We start from the raw sequence: 15,348 nt of genomic DNA, 5'->3' as shown, positions 1-15,348 counted from the left end.
GCCGCGCAACCCTGCCATGGCCAGCGGCATCACGCTGGGCCTGGCGCTGTCTGTGGGCGGCATGGCATCGCCGCTGTTCGGCCTGCTGTCCGACGCGCGCGGCCTTGCCTTCACGCTGGCCACCGTGCTCGGCGTGCTGTGCGTGGCCAGCGCGCTTGCCCTGCGCCTGCGCGACCGCGCCCCGCGCATCGACGAGCAGGGCCTTGCCGTCGCCTAGCCTGCGGTAGGGTGGCGTCCCCTGCTGCCAGCCAATGGGCGGCGGGCGGGCTACACTGGCGCGCACGATGACGCTTTCACCGAACCACAGATCCGCCTCATGAAGACCCTGTCCGACGCCGCCCTCCAGCAATCGCTGCAGACGCCCCGGCCGATCGTGGTGGTGGCCAACGACCAACCGGACGGCTCCGAGCTGGCCGAGCACTGGCACCAGCACGGACAATTGATCCATGCCATCTCCGGTGTGATGATTGTGCGCACCGCGCGCGGCGAATGGGTGGTCCCGATCGGGCGCGCGGTGTGGGTGCCGCCGCAGCTCAGGCACCGCATCGGCGCCGTCGGCGATGTGCGCATGCGCACGGTCTTCGTGGCCGGCGGCGCCTGCGCGGCCATGCCGCAGGACTGCCGCGCCATCGAAGTCAGCCTGCTGCTGCGCGAGCTCATCCTGCATGCGGTACGAATCCCCGCCAGCTATGCGCCGGAAGGGCGCGACCAGCGAATCATGGCACTGATCCTGGACGAAATCCGGGCGGCACCCGTGCTCTCCCTGCACCTGCCGATGCCGCAGCATGCCCGCGCCGCGCAGCTGTGCGCACGCCTGATCCAGAGCCCCGCCCAGGCGGCCACCCTGACTGGCTGGGCGGCGGAGCTGCATATGAACGAGCGCACCTTCGCGCGCTTGTTCAAGCGCGAGACCGGATTGACCTTCGGCGCTTGGTGCCGCCACACGCGACTGCTGCTCAGCCTGCCCAGGCTGGCGCAGGGCGACGCCATCCTGGAGGTGGCGCTGGATCACGGCTACGACAGCCCCAGCGCGTTCGCGGCGGTTTTTCGCAAGACCTTCGGCGTCAGCCCGAGCGCGTACTTCCGCAAGGCCGAAGCACCGGACTGACATGGCGCCCTGGTGTGCCGGGCGGAAGTGACGACCCGGGGCGGCGGCCCTTCGCTGTGCCACAATCCGGCAGCCAGCGGCGCACATGACACCGGCCCTCCCCAAGGGCATTGCTAACTTACCGAGAGTAAGACGTGCCGGCGGCAGGTGTGAGCATCGTTCAGATCGGAGTCGGCGGATTTTGGGCGTGTTCGGTCAATTCGCGCCAGGCAACGAAGCGTGTGGCAAGCTGCTTGCGATAGAGCGAGGCGCGCAACAGATGTCGCTTGAGCGCGAAGTGCTCCCGGATGGGGCCGAAGCTCGAGTTGAACGACCGGAGCTCGGTGCCATTCGAGCCATTCACCATCGCGGCGTCTGGATGCCCTTCAGCGGTCCCATCCTCGCTCCCAACGATGGCAGTTTGCGCTGAGGCTCTAGCGCGGAGTCGGCGCCGTCGCACCTGGCCAGGAGGTCGCTGCTGCGGCTCGGGTCCTGCGGATTTATGGCGCGCTGCCTGGCGGTGTATTTTGGGGGGCTGGTGCTTGCCGTCCTGGCGGACAGGGAGCTTGGGGGCGATTGCTCCGCCTCCCAAGGTGCTCTTCAGTCTCTCTTGGCGCTTGACGCATCGGTCTCTCTGGCTTCCATTTGAAACCGACCCGCCAGCCCGTCGATGAACTCCGACTGGCGGGGCGGCCCATGGCGGCTTCTCGCCCCAAAATACGTGCCTATCCAGCGTCGGAAACTCGTTGGTACTTACCTGATCGGAAAAGGCGGTCGCTCGCGTTCAGTCCTACTTTTCCTACGTAGGCAACGCGCAAGTCCTCGACGTAGACTCCACGCGCATTGGTCCTTGCTAGGCTATGACCCACTTAGGACCATCGCGCGGCCCAATTCCGCGCGATGCGCATATTGCGAGTTTCCAGGCTACCGCCACCCAGTCCTTCTCAGCATGACCTTGCAAATTCAGAGTCCCGCATCGGCATTCGCAGACCTTCTTCAGGAGGTGCGCGCGTTTAGCCGACATCTGGAACACCGTGCGACACAGGCGGCACGATGTAGCAATTCGACAGCGTACCCGGAGATGCTGTGCGCTGTGATCGACGAACAACTGCGCACCAGCGTGACAAGAAATCACATCCTATGCTACGCGGCAGCCGCAGAACTCGGTGTCAAAGTTGATCTGGCCCCGGAGCGCTGTGAGACGATCATGGCAGGAGATGCTGGGCGTCCATTGCGAGTATTGTTCTGGGCAGCCTACCGGCGCATGCGGTCCAGAACCCAATGGCGACAAGAACGGGCACTAGCTCAATAGGCGCCTACGGCGCCGCGCCGCACTATTACCTGCGCGATGAACGTCCAGACGACGGCTGCCTGAGCCACGTGCTCCATAGTATCCGCCCGCGCCACCAACAGCGTTGGTGAGTATTCCGGCACTTTTCATGACAAGACTGAAGTTCGCCGGGAGACGGGACTTCAAGCACGCATGCGTACTCGACCCAAAAGGGAATCGCGCGTGAGTCGCAAACTGACTAGCGGGCGGGTCCGCGGAGCCTGAGAATGCGGGGCAATGCACCACCGGCCAACTGACGTTCCGACGGCGCCATATCAGGCGACATCGAACCCCTTACCTCGATGACCATCCGCCAGATCCAGATTCGCCCCCCGGCCACCGGCCCACTGTGCAAAACATCGGAAAGCGGCCACGCGAATCCCTATTACTCGTACATATCGCACTAGGCGTTCTGGCAATAAGCTTGTGTCATATCGGAATGGGTACGGTCACTTAACACTGAACATCAAGGCCGCCCCCCATACAACTCAACTTACTCGCAAAAAGCAAGACGCCGGAGCGTGACCATGCCGCAAAACCACCTAGATCACTTGAGCACTATCGTCGGCGCAGCCAATTTGCTGGTTGGTCCCGATGCCGAGCCCTACGCAACCGACTACCGGCGTGTCTACCGCGGCAAGGCACTGGCGGTGGCACGGCCGGGCAGCATGACCGAAGTCAGCGCGGTCATGGCTTATTGCTATGAGCAGGGCATCTCCGTCGTGCCACAAGGCGGCAACACATCCCTGCTGGGCGGCAGCGTGCCGGATGGCAGTGGCCAGTCCTTAATCCTCAGCCTGGCGCGCCTGAACCGCGTGCGCTCCGTGGACGCCGTCAACGCCACCATGGTGCTCGAGGCCGGGGTGACCTTGCACCGAGCACGCGGTGTCGCGGAGGAGGCAGGAAGCCTCTTCCCGCTGCGCATCGGCTCGGAAGGTAGCTGCCAGATTGGCGGCAACCTCTCTACGAACGCCGGCGGCACGGCCGTGCTTCGCTACGGCAACATGCGTGATCTGGTGCTCGGGCTGGAGGTGGTCCTTCCCAATGGCGAAATATGGGATGGGCTGCGCGCCTTGCGCAAGGACAACGCGGGCTATGACCTCAAGCACCTGTTCATCGGCACCGAAGGCACGCTGGGGATCATAACGGCAGCCGTACTCAAGCTGTTTCCCCGCCCCCGCTCGGTATCCATGGCCTTCCTCGGCGTCCCCGACCCGACATCGGCACTCTCCCTGTTCGGCTACCTCCGCGGGCGGCTCGGCAATGACGTCACCGCCTTCGAACTGATCTCCGCTGACGCGATGGACCTGGTGCTGGCGCATCTCGGCCGGCAGGCCTCGCCCTTGCCGAGCACGCATGGTTGGTACGTGCTGGTCGAATCCTCGTCGACCGACGACCAGGCAAGCGCGGACGACGCCTTCTGTGCCGCGCTAGCCGACGCCGGGGAACATGGCTGGATCGCCGACGCGGCGCTCGCCTCCAGCGATCGGCAGGCTGCCGACTTCTGGCTGATCCGCGAAGAGATTTCCGATGCGCAGACGCAGGCACGCGGCAGCGTGCGCTGCGACGTCTCCGTGCCGCTATCAAGCATCCCCGGATTCATCGCGTCCACCACCACTGCGGTGCTGAACCAAGCACCCGGCACCCGGATGATCATCTACGGGCACATGGGCGATGGCAACGTCCACTTCAACCCGCTGCGCCCGGCTCAGACGGAGGCAGAGGCCTACCTGCAGGTCCACGGCGACGCCATCACGCGCATCATCGATGACGCCGCCACTGCGCTTGCCGGTTCGATCTCCGCCGAGCATGGCGTGGGCGTGGCCAAGCGCGACGAACTGCTGGCGGTACGCAGCCGCACCGAGCTCGAGCTCGCATGGAAGGTCAAGCGTGCGCTCGATCCCCGCAACTTGCTCAACCCCGGCAAGGTGCTGCCGGCCCTGGGCAGCTCCGCCAACACCACCGCATAGCCGGCCGACGCTCCCTCGCCTACCGTCCAGACCCATTGAGAGAAGACCGACCATGTCGAATACACGATCGCTTGTCGAGCAAGACTGCGCCCATTGGATGCATCCCGTCACCCCGCTGCGCCAACACGAAGCGCGCGGCGCACGCATCTGGCAATCCGCCGAAGGTGTCCACCTGATCGACACCGAAGGCCGCCGGGTACAGGATGCCTTCTCGGGGCTGTGGTGTGTAAATGCCGGCTATGGCCAGGCGTCGCTGGTCGAAGCCGCAACGCGGCAGTTGGAACAATTGCCCTATGCCACCGGCTACTTCCACTTTGCGAGCGAGCCGGCCATACGTCTTGCCGCGCGGCTGGCCGAACTAGCGCCGAAAGGTTTGAGCCGGGTACTGTTCGGTCAGGGGGGCTCCGATGCCGTCGATACGGCAATCCGCGTCGTGCGCTACTTCTTCAACGCCACCGGCCAGCCCGAGAAGAAGCATTTCATTGGGCTGCAGCGTGGTTACCACGGCAGCTCCACCACTGGCAGCGGCTTGACCGCGCTGCCGCTGTTCCATCGCTACTTCGACGTGCCGGCAGCAAACCAGCACCACATTCCCTCACCGTACCCCTATCGCCATCCGGCCGGCCCTGAACCGGCAGCCGTACTGGACAGCACGGTCCGCGCGCTGGAGGCCAAGGTGGAGGAGATCGGCGCGCAACGCGTGGCTGCCTTCATCTGCGAACCCATCCAGGGTTCAGGCGGCGTGATCGTGCCTCCGCCCGGCTTCCTGCGTGCGATGCGGGCCACTTGCGACCGTCTCGGCATCCTGCTGATCGTCGACGAGGTCATCACCGGCTTCGGTCGCACTGGTCCGTTGTTCGCCTGCGAGAGAGAAGGCGTGAGCCCGGACATCCTGACGCTCGCCAAGGGCCTGACTTCCGGCTACGCGCCCATGAGCGCAACCCTGATCAACGACCGGATATACAGTGCCATCGCCGACGGAGGCGAAGGTCAAGCCTTCGGCCACGGCCAGACCTACTCCGGCCATCCGGTTAGTGCCGCCGTTGCCAACGCCGCGCTCGACCTTTACCTCGACGGGGGACTGCTCGACAACGGCGTACGGATCGGCGAGTACTTCCTCGATCAGCTCAAGGCACTTGAGGTGCTGCCTTATGTGGGCGAGGTGCGCGGACGCGGCATGTTGGCGGCCGTAGAACTGGTGACCGACAAGACCACCAAGCAAAAGCCATCGAAAGACCATCGACTCGGCGAACGCGTATTGACTCACGCGCTCGAGGAAGGCTTGGTTTTCCGCGCCTTCTCCGACGACATTCTCGGATTCGCTCCGGCCCTGAACTACACCAAGGCCGACGTGGATACACTGATCCAAATCCTGCGATTCTCCCTCGATAAAGCAGTCGCAGACACTCTCTAACCAGGAGCCACCATGAAACTCAAAGACTTCAAAGTACTGACCTTCGACTGCTACGGCACGTTGATCGACTGGGAGACCGGCATCTTCAACGGCCTGCGGCCGCTGATCGAGAAGGCCGGCCTGAGCGCCAAGTCGCGTGACGAAATTCTGGAGTTCTACGCCAAGCACGAAGCCGACCAGGAGATCCTGACACCGGCCCTGGCCTACTCGGTGCTGCTGGGTGTGGTGTACCGCCGCCTGGCCAACGCCTGGAACGTGGGTGTGACTGACGAGGAAGCCAACATCTTTGGCGCATCGGTGCATGACTGGCCCGAATTCCCCGATTCGGTGGAAGCCTTGCGCTACCTCAAGCAGCATTTCAAGCTAGTAATCCTGTCCAACGTCGACCGCGTCTCCTTCCGCGCCAGCAATGCACGACTGGGCGTGGAGTTCGATGCGATCTACAGCGCCCAGGATATCGGCTCGTACAAGCCCAGCCCGCGCAATTTCGAATACATGCTGGCGCGCTTGAAGCAGGATCACGGCCTCGAGAAGGCAGACATTCTGCACACGGCGCAGAGCCTGTTCCACGACCACGCGCCTGCCAACGGCTTTGGCCTGGCCTCGGCCTGGATCGACCGTCGCCACGCCGACAAGGGCTGGGGTGCGACCATGCCTCCCCCGGGCACGCCCAAGTATGACTTCCGCTTCGAGAGCATGGCCGCGCTGGCACGTGCGCATCAGGAAGAACTGAACGGCTGAAGGGCTTCCCCTCGCGCGCCTGCCGACGGCTCATGCAATCGGCGGGCGCCGCGACGGCGGCCGCGGCCGCCTCACCAGGATTTCGACATGATCAAACTGACGGACCCGGCACTGCTGTGCCAGCAAGCATTTATCGGCGGTGAGTGGGCAAATGCCCGCTCCGGCCAAACACTCGACGTAGTCGATCCCGCCTCCGGAGCTACGCTGGGTACCATCCCCGACTGCGACGAGCAGGACACCCGCGCCGCCATCGAGGCCGCGAATCGCGCCTTGCCCGCCTGGAGCGCGCTGACCACCCACGAGCGGGCAGCCATGCTGCGCAAGTGGCACGACCTGATGCTGGCGCACGTCGACGACCTGGCGCTGCTGATGACTCTGGAACAAGGCAAGCCGCTTGCGGAGTCCCGCGGCGAGATCCTGTACGGCGCGTCGTTCGTACAATGGTTTGCCGAGGAAGGTATCCGTGCCTACGGCGAAACCATCCCGGCTACGCAGGCGGGTCGCCGGATCCTCGTGCGCAAGGTGCCGGTGGGCGTCTGTGCGGCCATTACCCCTTGGAACTTCCCCAATGCAATGATCACCCGCAAGCTGGCACCGGCACTGGCCGCCGGCTGCACCGTGGTGGTCAAGCCCTCGGAGCTCACGCCCTACTCGGCGCTGGCATTGGCCGAACTCGGCAAGCGCGCCGGCTTCCCCGCCGGCGTGCTCAACATCGTGACTGGCCGCCCGCAAGCCATCGGCGGTGAACTTACCGCCAATCCTATCGTGCGCAAGCTGACTTTCACCGGCTCAACCCATGTCGGCAAACTTCTGCTGCGCCAGTGCGCGGACACCGTCAAGCGCGTGAGCATGGAACTCGGAGGCAATGCCCCGGTGATCGTTTTCGACGACGCAGACCTCGACGCCGCCGTGGCCGGCGTGATGGCCAGCAAGTTCCGTAACAGCGGCCAGACCTGCGTCTGCGCCAATCGGATCTACGTACAGGCAGGGATCTACGATCAGTTCATCGCTCGCCTGGTGGAGAGCGTGAAGAAGCTGCACGTCGGAGTAGGTACCGAGGCGGGCGTGACGATCGGCCCGCTGATCAACAAGGCAGCGCTGGACAAAGTGACGAACCACGTCAGCGACGCAGTGGCAAAGGGCGCTGAGGTTATGCTGGGTGGCAAATCCACCGAGCGTGGTACGCAGTTCTTCCAGCCAACCGTGGTTGCTGGCGCCACCGACGAGATGTTGGTGGCCAGCGAGGAGACCTTCGGTCCGGTGGCGGCAGTCTTCCGCTTCGACAGCGAGGCTGAAGTGATCCGCCGCGCCAACGACACGCCGTACGGACTCGCCGCCTATCTGTTCTCGCGCGATCTGAACCGCGTGTTCCGTGTCGGCGAAGCACTGGAGTACGGCATGGTCGGCATCAATACCGGCGTGATTTCGTCGGCGGTGGCACCGTTCGGCGGCGTCAAGGAATCGGGGCTGGGCCGCGAAGGTTCGCACCACGGCATCGACGAGTTCCTGGAATCGCAGACCCTGCATTTCGAGATCGGCTGATACCGGCTTGAAACCATGCACTATGGCTTAGGCCATAGTGCATTCAGTGAACTTAGAACACCTTGCTGCCGTTCGGCACGCTGCCATCCACCGTCAACAGATTCACCACCGACGGCTCGGACTCCACCCCCATCACAAGCACTTGGGACAGGAAGCCGGCGATTCGGCGCTCCCCCAGGTTGGTGGCACAGACGACAACCCTGCCGACAAGTTCCTCGGCCTGGTAGCGATTCACATACTGCCCGCTCGACGTCATCGTCCCGAGCTCCCCCAGATCGATCCACATTTTGTAGGCCGGATTGCGGGCCTTTTCGTTCAGCTCGACGCGAACGATCGTGCCGACACGCATGTCGACGGACGCAAATGCTTCATATGCACTCATGCATGACTCCTGGTCGTTGAGATTCAATGAGATGGCCGATGCGATCGCGCACCGAGCCAGATGGTGGCAAGGCCATGCCACAGAGGGCATGCGTACTATTCTTCGGAAAGCCGATACAGGGCAACCGCCACCTGCAGCTCGAACCGGTTTCCCTGGTCCTCCAGCGGAGTACCCAGCAGCGTTTCGATGCGTTCCACGCGGTAGCGCAGCGTGCTGATGTGTATGCCGAGTCGACGGGCGGTGTTTGCCAGTTGGAATCCCTCCGAGCAGAGTACTTCGAGCGTCTCCAGCAGCGACTCATTCTTCTTGTCCGCCATCAGGGGACCCAGCTTGCTACCGATAAACAGCTCACGCGCGCCAGCATCGCCCATCAGCGCCCGGGGAAACATCACTTCCTGGAAGTGATGCAGCTTGCCAGGCTTGAGCAGCGGCAGGAGCGACTGCACGTCCTTGCCGCCCTGGGCCATACCAGCCACACCGCTATGCGAGCGGCTCACAGCCAGCGCCGCACCACGGCTGCCCAGCACGCGCCACAGGGGTTCCAATTCAAACTGTGATGACAACAGGAAGGTGATCTGGTTCAGCGATACGAGGATCAAAGGTGGCTCGCCAAGACCATCAAGATACTTGCGCAAGCGCTCAACCCAGCGCTCCCGGCGCAAAAACCCCTCCCGTGAGAGCGGCAGCGGTTCGTCAAGCAATACAAGGCAGACTCGGTACTCACCTGCTGGATTCCATCCACCCACGCGTGCACGCTCGAGAGCCGAAGGGGTTTCCTCGAACTTGCCTTCGAGCAACGTGCCGACTAGCGCGTAACCGAGGCGCTCTTCCTGAAGATGCAGTGCCCGCATATGCGCAAGATGCAGCGCGCCGATGATGGAAGCACGCTCCGCCGCTCGAATCTCCAGTTCGCCAAGCGGACTGTCGCCTTCGTCGACGAACACGATGGCAGCCATCTCCCCGCGGATCCGGATCGGGCAGCCGAGCCTGCGCGGCATGCCGGTCTCCGACTGCGCATCGATCAGGACCGGGCTCACGCTGTCCAGTATCTGGCGCAGGATGAGACGATTGTTCAGCACGCGGAAATAGGTTCGCTCCTTCTTTGCCAGCGCGCCATCACTCTGTTCGCTTTCACTCGACCCCAGCAGCAGGCCGTCGGTATCCACAAAATTTACCTGGCGGTCCAATAGATTGCCCAGCGCGTGCGCCAGGTCGCCAAGCGTGTTGGCCATCACCGCGGCGTCGGTCAACGCGCGGTGAATTTCGTCGGAGCGTTCGATCAGCTCGCTTTGGCGGCGAATGATGCTGGAGTGGATTTCCTCCGTAATCGCACTGAACGGAATCGCCCAGTCGAGTTCGAGAAGCGGCAGCCCAACTTCGTCGGCTGCCTCGACGGACCCTTCGGGGAAATGCTCGAGGAAATTCGGCACAGCCAGCACGACGCCCGCCAGATCCCGCACGCGCAACGCGCGGATCAGCGCCCGGGCCGATGCCTCGTCGCGCGGCCAGTTATAGCCGGTGGTCAGCAACAACTGTCCGCCCTGAACCCATGCGGCGATATCTGGGTGGTCTACCATATGGACCCAGCGGATCTCGTTCGTGAGGGCGCTTTGTCCTGCCACCACGCGTGCGCTGCGCAGAACCGTCGAAACTAGTGCCGTCGAGATGTCCATGATTTTCGTGAGCGGGCGATTCTATCGCGGCGGCGCCGCTATCAAAAACACACTGCGGATCAACCGTGTCGCGAGTTCCCCTTCGCACTTCACAGCATGGCCCGTGCAAAGGACCGCATGTCCGGGAACTCCGCGTCCGGAACCGCATTGGCCTTGGGCACCGCGCCGAATCCTGGCTTGCCGACACGACGATTGATCCATACCGTCTGCAGGCCCAGCGCCTGCGCCGGAACGTGATCGTGAAAGAGACTCTGCGCGACGTGGAGAATCTGCGACCGCGGTGTCTCGATACGGCCGAGCGCCACGTGGAAATTGTTCAGCGAGGGCTTGTAGCTGCGCGCCTGCTGCGCAGTGATGACATGGTCGAATTCGATTCCCAGGCGTTTGTTGGACAACGCAAAGAACTCATCGTCACCATTGGTGATGACAGCGAGTCGGAATCGCCGCTGCAGCGCAACCAGCGCGTCATGGGAATCCGGGAAAACAGGCCAGTCACCCACGGAATGCGAGAATGCGTCCAGTTCGACCTCGTTGGGCTCGAAACCCAGGTCCCCGGCAATGCGTCGTAATGCCTCTTCGAGGATCTCTCGATAAGTCATGTAGGGGCCGGCTTCCAGGGCGGACTCGTGCCAGGCATAGCGCTCCAGCATGTCGTCATCCCCGATCGAGTGCCCCCGGTCACGCAGGATCGGGCCGAGCGCATCGCAGATGCCCCGCTCCCAATCGATAAGCGTGCCGTAGACGTCGATCGTCAATACTGTCTTGCCGGCGAACTTTGCCGCAATCTCGCTTTCCATGATGTCCTTGCTATTGTGGGCGAGCCCGCCGCGCCTCAGTGCGCACGGGCCGTCTCGATGGCTCGCCCAAGAATCGCCACGGCTTCGCGCGCGTCGTCGAGCATCGTTGTCAATGGCGCCAGCAGACGCACATTGTTGCGATGCACACCGCACTTGATTACCAGCAGGCCACCTTCGCGGCAAGCGTCGATGACACGCTGGGCGAAGCCGGCATCGGGCTGCATAGGATCGCCGTTCTTGACGAACTCCAGCGCCAGCATCGGCCCCACACCGCGAATGGTACCAATCTCGGCATGCCGTAGTGCCAATTCTTCCAGGCCCGTGCGCAGTACGTCACCCAAACGATTCGCCTGTTCCAGCAACCCGTCCTTCTGGAATAAATCAAGCACGGCGAGCGCGGCGGCGCATGCTAGGGGGCTGCCGGCGTAGGTACCACCCAGGCCGCCCGGCTCGGGCGCGTCCATGATGTCGGCGCGGCCGACGACGGCCGACAGCGGCAAGCCGCCCGCCAGGCTCTTGGCGACGGTGACGAGGTCAGGCTTAATGTTGGCCTGCTGGAAGGCAAATAGCTCGCCTGTGCGTCCAAAGCCGGTCTGGATTTCGTCCGCGATCAGGACAATGCCGTGCTTCGTGGCCAGGGCGCGCAGCTTGCGCAGGAAATCCTCGCCCGCGGCGAGGAAGCCGCCATCGCCTTGCACCAGTTCGATGATGATCGCGGCGACGCGCTCGGGCGCGATCTGCGTAGCAAACAACTCATCGAGGGCACGCAGCGCATCGTCGCCGCTGAAGCCGCGATACGGATCGGGATACGGCGTGTGGTAGACGTCGCCGGCAAACGGCCCGAAGTTCTGCTTGTAAGGCGTGCTCATGCCGGTCAGCGTCATGCCGAGCAAAGTACGGCCGTGGAAGCCTCCGCGGAACGCGATCACGCCGGGCGCATTGCGGTGAGCGCGTGCGATCTTGATGGCATTCTCCACGGCTTCCGCGCCGGTGGTCAGGAATACGGTCTTGTAGACGTCATCGCCACCGATCAGTGCGTTCAGGCGCGCGGCCAGATCGATGTAGACATCGTAGCCGGCCACCTGAAATGCTGCATGGCTCAGCCGGTCAAGTTGCTTGTTGACCGCCTCCACCACACGCGGGTGATTGTGGCCGACATTCAGCACGCCGATGCCGCCAACGAAGTCCAGATAGCTACGGCCTTCCGTATCCCACACGTGCGAGCCCTGCGCGCGCTCGATAAAGATCGGGTGGGCGGTCACCACACCACGCGCCACATGTTCCGAGCGCGCTTTCGCGAGCGCCGTCTGCTTGTTCGTATCCACTGCCATCTCTTGTCCTCACTTTATCTGGACTTTCGTCGTTTCAGGGTAGCCGTCGCCCCATACCGGGGGTCGATAACATCTTAGGATCGGCGTTGCCGCGCGACTACCTGCACCAGATAGGGAATGAGGGCGTTGCTTTCGTATGTATCGCACGGTCTTTCGCAAAAAATGCGATTTCCTGTTCTTGATGCACAACCCGCACCAGCGAAGTGCAGAGGCGCCATCAAAGTTCGCCCGATATCGATCGAATTGCGGAACCTGTTCGCAGGCGGCGACCCCGGTGCCCTTATCCATCAACCCTTTAGAGAGGCAACCGGCCAAGGCTACGCACTCGTTCGCGCCGCCGGAATCGCACCACAAACAAGCATCAAGGCGCACCAGTGTTGAGGGCTCCTATTCAGTGATGGACGACTGCCTCGATGATTCCTGCAAAACGTAGATAGGAATGCCATCCGCACTGCTATTGAATGCAATACAGCGCTGCAAGCAGCCGCTACAGGCCGGTCAGGATCGTCAGTGCCCGGCGGAAATCGAAACTGCCAGAGGAAAGGAAACGAAAATGGAGATGACAGCATCAATAGCGGCCTCGCCGGACGAGGCCAGGCGCCGGCGGCGCGCAATCACGGCGACGATATTGGGCAATGGCTTCGAGTGGTTCGACTTCATGGTGTATGGCTTCTTTGCCATCACCATCGGGCAACTGTTCTTCCCCACCGGCAATGAGCTCACTTCGTTGATGCTTTCGGTGGCCACGTTCGGCGTCGGCTTTGTCGTCCGACCGATCGGAGGCATCCTGATTGGCATGTATTCCGACCGCGTGGGCCGCAAGGCGGCTCTCTCCCTGACCATCTTGCTGATGGCGGCCGGCACGGCACTGATCGGGCTGGCACCGACGTATGAACAGATCGGCATCGGCGCACCTGTGCTGATCATCATCGCGCGCCTGTTGCAAGGCTTCTCGGCTGGCGGGGAAATGGGCAGCGCCACGGCCTTCCTGACCGAGCATGCACCCGAGGACCAGAAGGGCTACTACGCAAGCTGGATCCAGAGCAGCATCGGATTCGCGGTGGTGCTCGGCGCGCTCGCGGGGACGGTACTGACGCTGTGGCTCACGCCCGCCGAGGTCAAGGCATGGGGTTGGCGCGTGCCCTTCCTGCTCGGCATCCTGATCGGCCCCATCGGCTTCTACATCCGCAGCGGCGTGGACGAGACCCCGGCCTTCCTCGCCAACAAGGACAAGGTCAAAAAGCCCTTCACGGAAGTGCTGCTGAACTATCCACGCGAGACCTTCACCACGTTCTCGATGGTGATCCTGTGGACGGTCTGCATCTACGTGCTGCTGTTCTACATGCCGACCTACGCTGTCAAGACGCTCAAGATGCCGCAGTCGATGTCCTTCATCGCCGGCGTGGTAGGCGGCCTCATCATCACCGTACTGTCTCCCTTCGTCGGCGCCTGGTCGGACCGCATCGGACGCCGCAAGCTTCTGGCCTTCAGTTCCGGCGGGATCCTGCTGATCGCCTATCCGATGTTCGCGCTGGTGGTGTCGGCGCCGACCCAGTTCAACCTGATCCTGTTCCAGGCAGTGTTCGGCGTGCTGATTGCCGGATACACCGGCCCCATCCTCGCCGCGTTCTCGGAGATCTTCCCCACCAAGATCCTGTCCACCGGACTCTCGGTTGCCTACAACGTCGCGGTGATGACCTTCGGCGGATTCGCCTCGCTGATTCTCACCTGGCTCATCGCCACCACCGGCAGCGCCATGGCGCCGGCTATCTATGTCATCGCAGCAGCAGCCGTCAGCTTCCTCGGCGTAACGCTGGGATTCCGTGACCGCGTACGTAGCACCGCCCATCAATAAGACAAGGAGGAATAAATGAAGAATTGCAATCGAAGCATCACGTTAAGCGCCTGCGCCGCAGCCGCGCTGGCGTTGGCCAGCTCGTTCGCACTGGCGCAGGTCCAGGAAGTGAAGCTTGGTTTTGCCGCACCCATGACCGGCGGCCAGGCACAGTACGGCAAGGACATGCAGAACGGCGTGACGCTAGCACTGGAGGACTTCAACGCCAGCCACCCCATGATCGGCGGACGCGAGGTCCGTTTTGCCCTCGCCGCCGAGGACGACCAGGCCGACCCCAAGACTGGCTCGGTGGTAGCGCAGAAGCTGGTCGATGGCGGCATCAAGGGGATGCTCGGACACTTCAATTCCGGCACCAGCATCCCGGCATCGGCGGTGTATAGCCGCGCCGGCGTGCCTCAGATCTCCATGGCCACCGCGCCCGAGTACACGCGCCAGGGCTTCAAGACCACCTTCCGCATGATGACCTCGGACACCCAGCAGGGTAGCGTGGTGGGGGCCTATGTGGTCTCCAAGCTAGGGGCGAAGAAGATCGCAATCATCGACGACCGCACGGCCTATGGACAAGGCCTGGCAGACGAATTCGAGAAGGCTGCGCGCGCGGCGGGCGGCGGGCGGCGGGCGGCGCTATCGTGCGTCGCGAATTCACCAACGACAAGGCGGTCGACTTCAAGGCAGTGCTGACCAACCTGAAGCGTCTGTCCCCGGACGTGGTGTTTTACGGCGGCGCGGAGGCGCAATCGGCACCGTTGGCCAAGCAGATGCGCGAGTTGGGCATGAAATCGGTGCTGGTTTCGGGCGAGATGTCGAAGACCGACAATTTCATCCGCCTCGCAGGCACGGCGGCAGAAGGTGCCATCTGTTCGCTGGCGGGCTTGCCCCTGGACCAGATGCCAGGCGGCAAGGCTTACAGCCAACGCTATGAAAAGCGCTTCGGATCGCCGGTGCAGACGTATTCGCCCTATGCCTACGACGGCGCGATGGCCATGATGAAGGCGATGGTCAAGGCGGGATCGACCGAGCCGGACCGCTACCTGCCCGCGCTGGCGTCGACCGCTATAGCCGGCGTCACCTCGCAGCAAATCTCTTATGATAGCCATGGCGACCTGAAGGAAGGCGGCATCACGATCTACAAGGTGGTGTCGGGCAAGTGGCAGCCGCTGGAAAGCCTCGCGGGCCGCTGAAGCCTACGCCGGGCTGCAAATGAAAAACGCCGTGCGGGTATCCCG

At 63.2% G+C, this 15,348-nt stretch carries 10 protein-coding genes and 3 pseudogenes; 8 read left to right on the top strand and 5 right to left on the bottom strand.

Going from position 1 to position 15,348, the window contains the following annotated elements:
* Both AC1RQK_RS10860 and AC1RQK_RS10855 read left to right on the top strand, forming a co-directional pair.
* Nucleotides 1–217, top strand: a pseudogene (locus AC1RQK_RS10860) (MFS transporter); the annotation flags it as partial.
* Between the two features lie 99 nt (nucleotides 218–316).
* The gene (locus AC1RQK_RS10855) at nucleotides 317–1,108 is read left to right on the top strand and encodes an AraC family transcriptional regulator (protein WP_492372343.1); all 792 of its coding nucleotides are present in this window, start codon (nucleotides 317–319) and stop codon (nucleotides 1,106–1,108) included.
* 160 nt (nucleotides 1,109–1,268) lie between these two features.
* On the opposite strand, the pseudogene AC1RQK_RS10850 reads toward AC1RQK_RS10855, so the two are convergent.
* A pseudogene (locus tag AC1RQK_RS10850) lies at nucleotides 1,269–1,418 on the bottom strand (IS6 family transposase); the annotation flags it as partial.
* Between the two features lie 1,526 nt (nucleotides 1,419–2,944).
* On the opposite strand from AC1RQK_RS10850, the gene AC1RQK_RS10845 reads away from it, so the two are divergent.
* From AC1RQK_RS10845 to AC1RQK_RS10830, 4 genes are all read left to right on the top strand, one after another.
* Nucleotides 2,945–4,387, top strand: coding sequence for an FAD-binding oxidoreductase (locus tag AC1RQK_RS10845; RefSeq protein WP_492809065.1), 1,443 nt, complete (start codon nucleotides 2,945–2,947; stop codon nucleotides 4,385–4,387).
* A 52-nt stretch (nucleotides 4,388–4,439) separates the two neighbouring features.
* Nucleotides 4,440–5,801 (top strand): aminotransferase class III-fold pyridoxal phosphate-dependent enzyme, encoded by a 1,362-nt coding sequence (locus AC1RQK_RS10840; RefSeq protein WP_492809064.1) that lies wholly within the window; start codon nucleotides 4,440–4,442, stop codon nucleotides 5,799–5,801.
* Between the two features lie 12 nt (nucleotides 5,802–5,813).
* The gene (locus AC1RQK_RS10835; RefSeq protein WP_492809063.1) at nucleotides 5,814–6,542 is read left to right on the top strand and encodes a haloacid dehalogenase type II; all 729 of its coding nucleotides are present in this window, start codon (nucleotides 5,814–5,816) and stop codon (nucleotides 6,540–6,542) included.
* Nucleotides 6,543–6,629: 87 nt separating this feature from the next.
* Nucleotides 6,630–8,084, top strand: a complete 1,455-nt coding sequence (locus AC1RQK_RS10830; RefSeq protein ID WP_492809062.1) for an NAD-dependent succinate-semialdehyde dehydrogenase — start codon at nucleotides 6,630–6,632, stop codon at nucleotides 8,082–8,084.
* 52 nt (nucleotides 8,085–8,136) lie between these two features.
* On the opposite strand, the gene AC1RQK_RS10825 is transcribed toward AC1RQK_RS10830, so the two are convergent.
* From AC1RQK_RS10825 to AC1RQK_RS10810, 4 genes are all read right to left on the bottom strand, one after another.
* On the bottom strand, nucleotides 8,137–8,466 hold the full coding sequence (locus tag AC1RQK_RS10825; RefSeq protein ID WP_492809060.1) for a tRNA-binding protein: 330 nt from the start codon (nucleotides 8,464–8,466) through the stop codon (nucleotides 8,137–8,139).
* Nucleotides 8,467–8,561: 95 nt separating this feature from the next.
* Entirely contained in the window at nucleotides 8,562–10,139 is a 1,578-nt protein-coding gene (locus tag AC1RQK_RS10820; RefSeq protein ID WP_492809058.1) for a PucR family transcriptional regulator, read from the bottom strand.
* A gap of 89 nt (nucleotides 10,140–10,228) precedes the next feature.
* Nucleotides 10,229–10,936, bottom strand: a complete 708-nt coding sequence (locus AC1RQK_RS10815) for a haloacid dehalogenase type II (protein ID WP_492809057.1) — start codon at nucleotides 10,934–10,936, stop codon at nucleotides 10,229–10,231.
* Nucleotides 10,937–10,971: 35 nt separating this feature from the next.
* Nucleotides 10,972–12,267, bottom strand: coding sequence for an aspartate aminotransferase family protein (locus AC1RQK_RS10810; RefSeq protein WP_492809055.1), 1,296 nt, complete (start codon nucleotides 12,265–12,267; stop codon nucleotides 10,972–10,974).
* Between the two features lie 553 nt (nucleotides 12,268–12,820).
* Between AC1RQK_RS10810 and AC1RQK_RS10805 the strand changes: the two genes are divergently transcribed.
* Nucleotides 12,821–14,122 carry an MFS transporter gene (locus tag AC1RQK_RS10805; RefSeq protein WP_492809053.1) on the top strand — a complete coding sequence of 434 codons (1,302 nt, stop codon included), beginning with the start codon at nucleotides 12,821–12,823 and terminating at the stop codon, nucleotides 14,120–14,122.
* 15 nt (nucleotides 14,123–14,137) lie between these two features.
* Nucleotides 14,138–15,303, top strand: a pseudogene (locus AC1RQK_RS10800) (branched-chain amino acid ABC transporter substrate-binding protein).
* Nucleotides 15,304–15,348: the final 45 nt, after the last annotated feature.

The sequence above is a fragment of the Cupriavidus sp. GW822-FHT02D05 genome, from assembly GCF_058802485.1.
Note: the sequence above shows the minus strand (reverse complement) of the source record. Positions and strands in the feature narration are given on the sequence as shown.